At 44.0% G+C, this 11,620-nt stretch carries 15 protein-coding genes and 2 tRNA genes; 7 read left to right on the top strand and 10 right to left on the bottom strand.

Features of this window, described 5'->3' with window-relative positions:
• The first annotated feature begins 142 nt into the window (after positions 1 to 142).
• Positions 143 to 331, top strand: coding sequence for a hypothetical protein (locus MMAH_RS02090; RefSeq protein ID WP_048902079.1), 189 nt, complete (start codon positions 143 to 145; stop codon positions 329 to 331).
• A 56-nt stretch (positions 332 to 387) separates the two neighbouring features.
• Entirely contained in the window at positions 388 to 828 is a 441-nt protein-coding gene (locus MMAH_RS02085; protein WP_048902078.1) for a universal stress protein, read from the top strand.
• A gap of 2 nt (positions 829 to 830) precedes the next feature.
• On the opposite strand, the gene MMAH_RS02080 is transcribed toward MMAH_RS02085, so the two are convergent.
• The 9 genes from MMAH_RS02080 to MMAH_RS10805 all read right to left on the bottom strand — a co-directional run bounded on the left by MMAH_RS02080 (position 831) and on the right by MMAH_RS10805 (position 7,605).
• The gene (locus MMAH_RS02080) at positions 831 to 1,037 is read right to left on the bottom strand and encodes a hypothetical protein (protein ID WP_013036893.1); all 207 of its coding nucleotides are present in this window, start codon (positions 1,035 to 1,037) and stop codon (positions 831 to 833) included.
• Positions 1,038 to 1,046: 9 nt separating this feature from the next.
• Entirely contained in the window at positions 1,047 to 2,279 is a 1,233-nt protein-coding gene (locus tag MMAH_RS02075; protein ID WP_245526277.1) for a 3-isopropylmalate dehydratase large subunit, read from the bottom strand.
• 88 nt (positions 2,280 to 2,367) lie between these two features.
• Complete coding sequence (hdrB, locus tag MMAH_RS02070; RefSeq protein WP_013036891.1) at positions 2,368 to 3,303, bottom strand: ferredoxin:CoB-CoM heterodisulfide reductase subunit HdrB; 936 nt, start codon at positions 3,301 to 3,303, stop codon at positions 2,368 to 2,370.
• Positions 3,300 to 3,905, bottom strand: a complete 606-nt coding sequence (hdrC, locus tag MMAH_RS02065; protein WP_013036890.1) for a ferredoxin:CoB-CoM heterodisulfide reductase subunit HdrC — start codon at positions 3,903 to 3,905, stop codon at positions 3,300 to 3,302. Before hdrC ends, hdrB begins: the two co-directional genes overlap by 4 nt.
• Positions 3,902 to 6,199: a ferredoxin:CoB-CoM heterodisulfide reductase subunit HdrA gene (hdrA, locus tag MMAH_RS02060; protein WP_013036889.1), complete on the bottom strand. Its 2,298-nt coding sequence runs from the start codon at positions 6,197 to 6,199 to the stop codon at positions 3,902 to 3,904. The genes hdrC and hdrA overlap by 4 nt, the downstream gene beginning before the upstream one ends.
• Before the next feature lie 177 nt (positions 6,200 to 6,376).
• Entirely contained in the window at positions 6,377 to 6,754 is a 378-nt protein-coding gene (locus MMAH_RS02055) for a transcriptional regulator (protein ID WP_013036888.1), read from the bottom strand.
• 160 nt (positions 6,755 to 6,914) lie between these two features.
• Positions 6,915 to 6,991, bottom strand: a tRNA-Ile gene (locus tag MMAH_RS02050).
• Positions 6,992 to 7,176: 185 nt separating this feature from the next.
• A complete protein-coding gene (locus tag MMAH_RS10650) occupies positions 7,177 to 7,392 on the bottom strand; it encodes a flavodoxin domain-containing protein (RefSeq protein ID WP_245526241.1) in 216 nt (71 codons plus the stop codon).
• Between the two features lie 99 nt (positions 7,393 to 7,491).
• Positions 7,492 to 7,605, bottom strand: coding sequence for a flavodoxin domain-containing protein (locus tag MMAH_RS10805; protein WP_342626787.1), 114 nt, complete (start codon positions 7,603 to 7,605; stop codon positions 7,492 to 7,494).
• Between the two features lie 166 nt (positions 7,606 to 7,771).
• On the opposite strand from MMAH_RS10805, the gene MMAH_RS02040 reads away from it, so the two are divergent.
• The 4 genes from MMAH_RS02040 to MMAH_RS10820 all read left to right on the top strand — a co-directional run bounded on the left by MMAH_RS02040 (position 7,772) and on the right by MMAH_RS10820 (position 9,699).
• Positions 7,772 to 7,848 (top strand) — tRNA-Ala (locus MMAH_RS02040).
• Positions 7,849 to 8,037: 189 nt separating this feature from the next.
• Positions 8,038 to 8,268, top strand: coding sequence for a ferredoxin (locus MMAH_RS02035; protein ID WP_013036887.1), 231 nt, complete (start codon positions 8,038 to 8,040; stop codon positions 8,266 to 8,268).
• 77 nt (positions 8,269 to 8,345) lie between these two features.
• Positions 8,346 to 9,533, top strand: coding sequence for an FprA family A-type flavoprotein (locus tag MMAH_RS02030; protein ID WP_013036886.1), 1,188 nt, complete (start codon positions 8,346 to 8,348; stop codon positions 9,531 to 9,533).
• A complete protein-coding gene (locus MMAH_RS10820; RefSeq protein WP_083774821.1) occupies positions 9,526 to 9,699 on the top strand; it encodes a VPXXXP-CTERM sorting domain-containing protein in 174 nt (57 codons plus the stop codon). Before MMAH_RS02030 ends, MMAH_RS10820 begins: the two co-directional genes overlap by 8 nt.
• A 48-nt stretch (positions 9,700 to 9,747) precedes the next feature.
• On the opposite strand, the gene phrB is transcribed toward MMAH_RS10820, so the two are convergent.
• The gene (gene phrB, locus MMAH_RS02025; RefSeq protein WP_013036885.1) at positions 9,748 to 11,121 is read right to left on the bottom strand and encodes a deoxyribodipyrimidine photo-lyase; all 1,374 of its coding nucleotides are present in this window, start codon (positions 11,119 to 11,121) and stop codon (positions 9,748 to 9,750) included.
• Positions 11,122 to 11,227: 106 nt separating this feature from the next.
• On the opposite strand from phrB, the gene MMAH_RS02020 reads away from it, so the two are divergent.
• On the top strand, positions 11,228 to 11,611 hold the full coding sequence (locus tag MMAH_RS02020; RefSeq protein ID WP_013036884.1) for a PolC-type DNA polymerase III family protein: 384 nt from the start codon (positions 11,228 to 11,230) through the stop codon (positions 11,609 to 11,611).
• Positions 11,612 to 11,620: the final 9 nt, after the last annotated feature.

Raw genomic sequence — 11,620 nt, 5'->3', positions numbered from 1 at the left:
TAACAAGAATATTAGAAGTACTGTAATCTGAATGGGTAAAAGTCCGTAACGGTGTTAATCGCCTCTGCAGGGAAAGCCTATAAGCAGACAGCACCGCAAATAATGAATAGGCAGATTTCAAATATTAATATAGTGAACAATCATGCCACCTGAAAAAGGGATATTCCAGATGATAGTGTTAATCACTACAGTAATAATATATGTTGCCACAGTTAACCTGATTTTTTACATGGCAGGCGGAAATATTCCTATTTATGCACCCGGTACACTGGTAGTAGCATTGCTGGGTTATGTGCTTGGAACGTACCTTTATTCGAAGATATATGAATGAGGAGCCTTCCAAATGTTAATATAATCTACCTTCATTATTATGTAATGGGGAATTTAATGAATAATGTAAAAAAGATTTTAATTGCAACAGATGGCTCAGAACACTCCAAAAAGGCGGCATCCGAAGGAATAAGCCTGGCAAAAATCTATGGTGCAAGAGTATTTGCAGTACACGTAATGAAAGAACTTTCATCAAAAACCCTTCCTTATGGAGCAAGAATCACAAATTTTGACATCCCCCACGAAGACATAAAAAGAGAAGGACAGGAAGCCCTTCAGTATGTGGAAGAACTGGGAGATCCCCAGGGAGTAGCTGTTGATACAGCTCTTTTGACAGGTAATCCCGCGGAGGAAATACTGGATTTTGCAAAAGAAAATGAAATAGACATAATAGTTATGGGCTCACTGGGACGCACAGGCCTGGAGCGCTATCTTATGGGAAGCGTTTCTGAAAAGGTCCTAAGACATGCAAAAACTGCGGTAATGGTAATCCCTTGAAATTATTCAAGGGATTCCAGTGCTTTTCTCAACATATCTGTTGATTGTTCCATTTCAGAAGAGGCAGCAGAAACGTATTCTGCAGCCTGCTGGAACCCTGCGTCCTCAAGCTGGGGAATCCAGTTTTCAAAACTTTCACAATGGTTTTCGTTGTGTTCTATCCAGTGTCCAAGCAAATGTTTCAGTTTATCCCTGTTTATTTCTTCCATTGTACCATCTCATACATTACGCGGATCGGTAATCTCACCTTTTATAGCCGAAGCAGCAACCGTTGCCGGAGAAGCAAGATAGATATAGCCACCTGTACCCATACGCCCCCGGAAGTTACGGTTTGCAGTGGAAATACATACTTCACCCTCACCAATAACCCCCATATGACCACCCAGACATGGACCGCATCCGGGAGTACCCATAGTAGCGCCAGCATCGAGGAAAATCTCTATTAAGCCTTTGCTTGCGGCTTCCTTCATAATCTGCCTGGAAGCCGGTATTATAATCGTCCTTACGGCAACCTCATTCCCTTTCAGGACTTCTGCCGCAGCTTCGAGATCCTCCAGCCGGCCATTGGTACAGGTACCGATAAATGCCTGATCGAGTTTTTTACCTGCAATCCCGGACACACCGCAAACATTGTCCACCTCATGGGGACAGGCAACCTGCGGTTCAAGGGAGTTCACATCGATGTGATATTCGGCTACGTAATCTGCATCCCCGTCCGAATAAACAGGTTCATAATCACTGACTGCCCGGTTTTTCAGGTATTCAAAGGTCGTGGCATCAGGAGGTACTATACCCGCCTTGGCACCCATTTCGATAGCCATGTTGGAAAGGGTCATCCTGCCTGCCATGGAAAGATTCTCTATGGCATCACCATAGAATTCAACCGCTTTGTAGGTCGCCCCTGATGCGGTCACCTCCCCGATGATCTTGAGGGTGAGATCCTTGGCACAAACCCTGTCATCCAGTTTTCCCTCCGCTGTAATCCTGATAGATTCAGGGACACGGAACCAGAGTTTGCCGGATGCGAATATTTCGGCCATATCCGTTGCTCCTACACCGGTACCGAAGGCACCGAAAGCACCATATGTACAGGAATGAGAATCGGCACCCACGATCAACTTACCCGGCATTGCAAAACCCTTCTCAGGTAACACCTGATGGCAGATGCCGTTACCAATATCATAGAAATTGCGTATGCCCTGCTGACGTACCCAGCCCCTGATGTCCTTCTGCAGACCAGCCGTAGTATCGGAATTCGCTGGTGCCAGATGATCAAAGGGAATCACTATACGTGAAGGATCCCACACTTTTTCAACTTCCATCTGGCGGAAAGAACGGACTGCCAGAATGCTGGTACCGTCGTGGGCCATTGCATAATCAATATCAGCTATCACAAAATCATTGGCCTTTGCCTCTTTGCCGGCTGCCCGGCTGAATATCTTCTCGCTGATAGTACTCAAAATAAACACCTGTGAGATTCTTGGGGAAAATACGTTTTTACCCTGTATAGATTTTATGTACCATAATCTTTTCCAATACTCAGAGGGTCTTCAGAAAATCAGTCAGGTCAACAGAATGTGTCTGGAAACCGCAAATCTTCCAAGGGTCACCACCCAGTGCAAGAGCAGTGAATTGGGCAATGTTCATATGCACCATATCGTACTCCTCTCCAAACTCCTTTTCTATAACAGGCTGGTAACGGTCATACTGTACCTGACAGTTGGGACACATATGGAGTACAAGTTGCACATCTGCCCTTTTCAGGCTTTCCAGCTTGGCATGAGTGGCTTTCAGGGACATTTCACGATTGACATAACGCTGGGAAAATCCCGCACCGCATGTCAGTGTCCTGTCCTCATACCATTCCACCACATCTCCACCGCAGGCCTTTGCAATATGATCGATAAGCTCCGGATGTTCCGGATTGCCGGCAACGTCCTCATAATCGATCTTGTAGTAATGACAGGCATGATGGGCAGCCATCTTCACACCGGCAAAATCAATGATTGATAATTCCCCGATTCGATTGGCATTCTTTGCCAGCACTTCCACCACATGATAGAAGTTTCCAACTTCATCGAAACTGTCCGCTTCATATTTCAGGTCATCAAGCCCTGCAGCCTCCACGTTGTCATTGACAAGGCTGATGACCTGCCTGTTATTATTGAGCAGGGAGCAGGATTTCTTATTGATGGCATAGCATGTGGCACACATTGTTGTGATATTGGTGTAACCTTCCTTTTTGGCCACAGCAAAATTGCGGGCTGCAATCGCGGTGGTGGTCATCTGGTCAAACAGGTCAAAATAATGTCCCAGACCGGTACAACAGGACTGCTCCCCGCTGACAAGATAATCCACTCCAAGTCTGTCAAATGCGTATTTAGTGGAACTTTCAATGCCTGGATACTCCGAACTAACCAGACAGGATTTAAACAGCAATAATCCTTTTACAGGTACATCCGCAAGTTCCTTCATTCATCCTCACCTTCTTCTGCAGCCATCTCCTTAAGCCTGACAAAACGATCCTCAAACCCGATACCCTTAAGTAGCGCTTTGATCTCGCCCCTTTCGTCTTCTATGGCCAGGGGACCCAGGCCGAGTTCCTCCCGGATATCCTCCAGATTGTCCCTGAAATGCTGCCAGTGTTTACCCAGGTCCTCCTCCATCTGTCCGATATAGGGTGCAGGTATCTGGCTGATACCCAACCTGGCGAAAGATTCGGGATATTCAAAAAGCACACTCAATCTCTCAATACCAATACCTTTGTTAATTGCCATCTGACGCAATACCTGCACAATCTGGGAAGGACTGTTGTTACGCGGGCAGCGCAGGTTACATGTATAGCAATAGAAGCAATTCCATATTGTCTTGTCTTCAATTACACTCCAATCGTTCTCTTTGACCCTTTTCATTACATTGCGGGGATTGTAATCACTGTATCGTGCCGCCGGGCACGAAGAAGTACAGGCACCACACTGCATACAGCGCTCGATACCGATAGAATCCGAGGTCCGGAGGCTTTTCTTGACGGTTTCTACAAGAGATCCACATTCCGGAGTGTCATGATTTTCATTCATTCTTCCACCTCTTCCAGGGAAGAGAACATATCACTGAGTCCCTTTGCATGAGGAATATAAGCCTTCTTGAGATGCAATCGATCACCATATTCTGCTTTTAATTCAAAAAACCGTGCCTCAGCCAGTGGATAGATTATTTCACCAATCTGGTTATCCGGTGGTTCTTCCACAAAAACAACATGAAAAACACCCCTATTGAATGCCATATCAAGCATTTCCGCTGTCACAATGGTAGTTGTCGGCACCCTTATGATCTTTGTAGAAGCAGGATAATCCTGCGCACTACTTCCTATATTATCAATGGTTGAATATGCGATGTTGCAGCTGGCAAAGACAATGGTATCCCCTGCTTGAGCCAGACCTTCTATCTCGGCTACCAGTTCTTCCCTGCTGTAGCCCCTGATATGGATCGCATCTTCATCACAGAGGGAGGTGCAATAGCCACATCCATTACACACGAGCGGATCGATTTTTACCTTATCCTCTATGGAAATGGCCCCAAAGGGACATGTTACACACTTGCCGCATAAAGTGCACACATCAGGGTCTGCAACTGCAATATGCGGATCCAGATATATCTCACCTGCCGCCAGGAAAGCATGAGCGCGGGAGGCAGCAAGCCCGGCTTGGGCTATTGAGTCTGTTATGTCCTTGGGGGACTGGGCACTGCCACAGACAAATATGCCTTCCTTTGAAGTGTCGACCGGCCTGAGCTTGGAATGTCGTTCCTTGATGAAACCGTCTTCACTTAGATTGGTATCCATTATCCGGGCAATCTGCTGTGTACCTTCTGATGGCTCCATGGCAGCAGAGAGTACCACCATATCAGCCGGCAATTCCATAAGTTGCTGGTTCAGGGTATCCTCGACCTTCACCACAAGCTCGGAATTATCTCGTTCTGCAATCTCGGCAGGCCTACCACGCACGAATTGGACAGCCATTTCCTGTACGGCACGGTAGTAGTGTTCATACAGGCCAAAGGCACGCATATCAATGTAACAGATGGTGACATTCACATCCGGATATTTTTTCTTTATAAGACTGGCATGTTTAAGAGCTGCCATGCAACAGTAGCGGGAACAGTAACGGTTTCCCGAAGATTTCTCATCCCTGGAACCCACACACTGGATCATAACAACGTTTTTCGGCCTTTTTGCATCAGAGGGGCGCAGTAATTTACCCTGAGTAGGGCCATTTACACCAAGTATCCGGGCAAGTTCCATCTGGGTTAGAACGTTGGGAAAGCGACCGTAACCATATTGGGGTTTGGAGGAAGGATCATATTCACCAAAACCGGTCGCAGCAATAATGGCTCCCACCTGTATTTCGATATGTTTGTCCTGTTGGGAGAAATCAATAGCATCTACATTGCAAACCTCCCTGCACTTGCCACACCTGCCACCCTTAAGTTCTATGCAATGTTCAGGATTGATGGAATATATCTGGGGTACTGCCTGGGCAAATTTTATTGATACGGCTTTTTTGTCCTTTGAACCACAGTTGAATTCATTTTCTGTAACTACAGGACATACTGCAGCACACTTACCACAACAGACACATTTATCGGTTACATACCGGGGATTCTGAGTAATACTTACCTGAAAGTTACCGGTAATTGAATCTATATTTCTGATCTCACAATCAGTTAGCAGTTCTATTTTGGGATGAGAAGCAACTTCATTCATCAGGGGACTGAGAGAACACATGGCGCATTCCTCGACCAGTTTCTCCGGGGAAAATATCTTGCCAATCTTTGCGGCATTGCCACCTATTGTCGTTTCTTTTTCCACAAGATAAGTGTGCACTCCACTATTGGCAAGATTAAGGGCGGCATTAATACCGGCAATCCCACCACCGATTACCAGGGCATCAGGATTTATAGGCAAACTGTACTGCTCAACGGGCTGTGCCCGAAAAAGGCGAAGCATGCTTGAATTGAGCATCGAAAACGCTTTGTGGGTGGCCCTGTCGGAATCGGTATGCACCCAGGAGCATTGTTCCCTTAAGTTGACAACTCTGAGAAATTCCTGATTTATTCCGCATTGGGAAGCACATTTTTTGAAAAGGTTTTCATGCTTGGCGGGCGTACATGCCCCCACAACTACCCTTTCAAGACCGCTATTTTCAATCTCGTCCTTAAGGTATTGTTGACCCCGATTGGAGCACAGGTACTCATAATCAAATACTTTACAATCCGGAAAGGAATCCTTGAGCTTTTTAATATCAATATTGTCTGAAATATTGCCCCCACAATGGCAAATAAAAATACCTGAGGGTTTTTTCGAATCATTCATTAAAAGAGGTCTTCAGAAAGCAATATATAAAATTAGCCCGAAAGGGTACATATATTGCCTGAAACAGACAATAATGATGTACCACTCCCCAATAGGGCAAAAGGATGAGACGGATATCTCATATGTATTTCAAAAAAGGGAAACTCATAAAGAATCAGATGAAAAAAGAAATGCCAATCAGGAGAATTCTTTAAGGCGATTTATATTTTCCAGCAGAATCTGGTTCTCTGAAAGAATTTCATGTTCTATACTTTCAATAATGGAATCCATGGGTACTACAAGTTTATAGACTTTGATAGGCCTCCCCTTTCCTTCATTGCGTTTTATTTCCTCATATTCAACCCAGCCCTTTTTCTTCAGGAGGAAATTCATAGCAATGCTCACTTCAGGTTGCCTTAACTGTGACATTGATTCTATTTTCCGGGAGGAAACCTCTTCACCACATGAAAGACAGGCAAGTGTCCTTGCAATTGGTTTTGAAAGGTGCAGCCTTCTTAGCAACTTTGCAATTTCTCTTTGATTTTCAGTCATTGAAAATAGTTCATCTTCTTCCATGGAAACACCGATAAATAATTTGAATGGGACGTTCACCAGAGTATATAATCTTCATATATGTACTTAAGATTTATATTATCCATTCCATATATAAAGTTATGGAAGTACAGACACTAAAAGATACTCAATAGAAGAAAACTTTTTACAAAAACAGATATAATGGTGGGCCCGCTGCGATTCGAACGCAGGACCTCACGGTTATCAGCCGTGCGCTCCACCAAGCTAAGCTACGGGCCCATTGGAACACGATTTGTCATCGCGCAACCACTCAAATACACACCCTCATACTTTAAGGTTTCGGCTAGGTGACTCCCTTTTAGCATATTTTGGCAAAATTATAAGATTGATACTAAAAGGTAATTGGATATAAAAAGAAAGGGGAAAACATAACTTGTCTTACCCGGATTAAAATCTATTCTCAATTATTTCTGCTTCATTTTACCAGCCAGGTCTTTGCCAAGCCTGTTGCATTCCAGAAGGTCCTTTTCATTTGGAGCATACTGGATTCTCAGTACAGGGTCTATAACTTCCATACCTGCTTTACGTAGTTTATTTGCTATATGGACAGGGGCCTCCCCACTCCAGCCATAAGAACCAAGAGCAGCACCTATTTTGCCCTCCACTCCGGCTTGCACCATTTTATCAATGAATTTTGAAATTGGCAGATGCATAGCATAGTCGAATGTGGAAGAACCTACAGCAATCGCATCGGCAGAAGCGGCTTCTGCAGGGTCCCATTAACTGTCCATCTTTACTTCAACGTGTCTTGTCCTGGCACCTTCAGCTATGGCCTCAGCCATCTTTTTGGTGTTTCCCTGAGTACTCAGGTATACTACTGCTAATTCGGGCATCTTTTCCACTCCTCAATCCTAATTATAAAAAGATGTGCTGTTTGTTATTTTAAGTGTTTCCCGTGAAAATCCAAAACCGGTATTAAAGGTAGGAAAATAATAGTGAGGGGAAGCAAGATTGGCGATAGGTTTATTAGTAATGATTGCAACTGTGAATTGCAAATGTGGGCCGGTAGATCAGCTCGGAAGATCGCTACCTTGGCATGGTAGAGGCCTCGGGTTCGAATCCCGACCGGTCCACCATAATTTTGATATCTTTTCTGGCTTAATTCTATAGACTGACCCTTAACAAACTTATTTTTGCAACATATAATCAGTTTCATTGATACTGCTATTGTATTGCAGATTCCATATAAGCATCCAGTATTCATATATATCAGAAAAGCAGACTGAGCATGGGTATATTACTAATTTCTAAGTGGGGGTAATATCATGGCAGACAAAGCAAACAAAGTTCCACAAAACGTTGATGGACCATACTATGTAGATAACCAGTGTATAGCATGTCGTCTTTGTACATCCGATGCACCGGACAATTTCATGATGACTGATGACGAATCAACTGCATATGTATATAAACAACCTGAGAATGACAGTGAAAGGGAAGCCTGTGAAGAGGCAGTGGATACATGTCCGGTGGATGCTATCGGTAATGATGGATGAAATGTGGCATTCACATTAATATAAATTATTTTTTTTATTTTTAAATTTTGTACAAATTCAAAAAGGAGTTGTATATAATGAATACATATTTTGTGCCTGAGATCTCTGATAATGTGTACTGGGTGGGAGCAAAGGACTGGGACCGGCGTATGTTCGATGCACTGATACCCCTGCCGCAGGGAACTTCCTACAATGCTTATCTTGTAAAAGGTGATGCAAAAACAGCCCTTATCGATTCCGTCAATCCGGGATTTGAGAAAGAGTTAGAGAAGAAGATCAGCCAGGTCCATGATATAGAGTCTATAGATTATGTCATCATGAACCATGCCGAACCGGACCATTCCCATTCCATACCCCGTATAATGGAAAAGGCACCTGAAGCCATGCTGGTAACAACAGAAAAAGGGGCAAAGATGGCAGAAACTTACTACGGTGTTTTCCAGGAACAAATAATGGTGGTAAAGGAAGGGGACACTTTAGATCTTGGCAATCGGACGCTGCGTTTCATAAGTGCACCGTGGCTCCACTGGCCCGAAACCATGTTCACATTTCTGGAAGAGAACCGGGTACTTTTCCCATGTGATTTCTTTGGGGCACATACAGCTTTTGGAATGTATGATGAGGATGTAGAGGACCTGATGAGCCTGGCAAAAAAATATTTCGGCGAAATCATGATGCCATTCAGAAAGATGGGAAAGAAAGGGCTGGAAAAAGCACAGGGATTATCCCCCGCAATGATCGCACCCAGCCATGGGCCCATATATAGAAATCCTGAGAAAATATTTGATGCATATTCTGACTGGACTTCAGGGAAAACAAAAGAAAAAGCAACTATTGTTTACGTCAGCATGTGGCAGTCCACACAGGATATGATAATGCAAATGGTAGAGATACTCCAATCGGAAGGTATTGATGTATGCCTGTACAATCTGGAAAATGCGGATATCGGTGACATCGCCATGGATCTGGTAGATTCCAGGGCAATAGTGCTTGGCACACCCACGGTGCTTGGAGGCATGCATCCACTTGCCCTGCATGCAGCAAACCTTGTCAAAATCCTCCGTCCACCTCTCAAATATGGAGCTGCCCTGAGCTCCTACGGATGGGGAGGAGGCGCCCTGTCACAGGTGCAGGACGTACTGGGATCAACAAAGATAGAGCTTGTGGGAGCATTGGGTGTGAAAGGACCCTCTACTGAAGAAGACACCAACAAGATTGTCGACCTTGGCAGGGAACTTGCAGAAAAAATAAAGGATAATGAATAAGGACTCATTATACATTCTTGATGCAGGCATTTACATGGAAACTCAACCTATGGTTCCACCCCATCATAATGTAAAAATAAATATTCCAACCGCCAATCCACTCTTTGTGGTCGGGATTCTGGGGATTGCCACAGTATTATTAATGAGGAGAAGGGAAAGGCCATGAAAAGCTTTTCCTCCATCTCGGTTTTTTATTTTTATAACAAACCCGACATCATTTGTCCGTAAGATAACCCAGCTTTTCTTCAAGACGGGTAATCTTTTCCACGTAACCACCAGCATCAAATTTCCGCTTTAGCCCGTTGGCATTCATATACCGCACCTTCCCGAAAATATCACGTTCCTTCCAGGCCCGGTCATGCTTGCCAAAACACCAGGCAATACCCGCATAACCGTTAGGATCCCTGCCGTCCAGCTCATATTTATTGTTAAGGTATAGGGCGATCTGATATGCTTGCTCGGGGCTATCTGTCCATTCCAGTATCTTCTTGCCCCAGTACATGCGCATGTAACCGTGCATTTTTCCTGTCAGGACCATTTCTCTCTGGGCTGCATTCCAGTAGGGATCATGAGTTCGGGCCTGCTCAAACTCTTCCTGAGTATATATGTACTGTCTGAAATCATCCCTGTGTTCTGCAAGAGTCTTTTTTGCCCAATCAGGAAGGCAGTCAAGGGAGTCGTAATCTTTATCATAATACACAAAATTCATTGCCAGTTCCCTGCGAACAACAAGTTCTTCCATATATGCGGTTGATCCACCCTTTTTAGCATCCTGGACCTTTAGTGCAATTTCAAGCGGTGAAATTTGACCGAAATGCAGATAGGGACTCATTCCCGAAAGGAAATCGAGGTTTGGATCATTACGTTTTTCATCATAATCTCCCAGTCTGTGTGCAATAAAATCTGACAGCTTTTCTCTGGCCTGATGAATACCCCCTTTATATCTCGGAGAGGGTTTTACACTCCTGTCAATATCCATACTATTCAGAATTTGTTCAAAATCATTCAGATCCAGAGAATCCTGATCAATTTCCAGGGAAGAATTGGCCAAAGCAGATAATTCAAAGGGATGCACGAATTCATCAAGATGTTTATGGATTTTCCTGCGCAGGGTGGCTGCCGACCATTCCTCCTTATCGGAAACATTTTCCACCGGCACTATAACATTACTTTCCACCTGCGCAAAAGGACAGGAAATCGATGCAGCAAGATTTTCACGCCAACCGCGCTGTAATTTCTGGTAATCCTGATCGGTAACCAACAGGCTTGCATCCCGGGCAAACTCATGGACAACATCAACCGGGTTTCCCTTTAACATCACAAATTGTATACCCAATTTTTCCAGGGATTTTTTTGTTTGAACCAAACCTTCAAGCATGAATGTATAATGACGCAGGTTGGCTTGCGGATATTTTGTCAGGCAGAATAGAACCAGTAGAGGCAAATCCATTTTATTTGCCTGCTGTATAGCAAATTCCAGTGCATGATTATAATCCACACGCTGGGAAGATTGCATCCAGTAGAGTACGTATGTTCCGCTTCCAATCGGTTTCTCGTTGAGCCAGTGAATCCGTCCAATATTTGCCATCACAAGGAATTTTATCTTCTATCACATAAAAGACTAGTTATCGATACAAAAATATTTCTAGGTCACACACATTGGTCGAACATAGTAAGATAATAGGAAATTAAGCATGGAAAAGGAAGAAAAGGTAATTGCAATTTTGCTGACAATGGCGATATTATCCCTGGCTGTAGCTTATGTCACCTATTTTCCCAACTCTTTTAACAAAACAGGTGAACAGCCCTTAACAGATTCTACAGAAGTAGGGGAAACTGTGACAATCGAAGGAACCCTATATAGTAAAGAAACCACATTCAACGGAAATCACCTGATTCTTCAGATAGATTATAATTCCGATTTGCTGACTGTATTTGTACCTGAAGATAACGGTGCAATGGACATAGATTCACGGATAGCTGTCGGGGATAAATTAAGGATAAAGGGAGAGGTGGACGAATATAAGGGTGATCAGGAGATCATAGTGGAAAATGAAAACGATATCAAGAAAATGTAAATCGGTACA

It is taken from the genome of Methanohalophilus mahii DSM 5219 (assembly GCF_000025865.1).
GTDB classification, from domain to species: domain Archaea; phylum Halobacteriota; class Methanosarcinia; order Methanosarcinales; family Methanosarcinaceae; genus Methanohalophilus; species Methanohalophilus mahii.
This window is presented reverse-complemented; position numbering and strand designations above follow the sequence as displayed.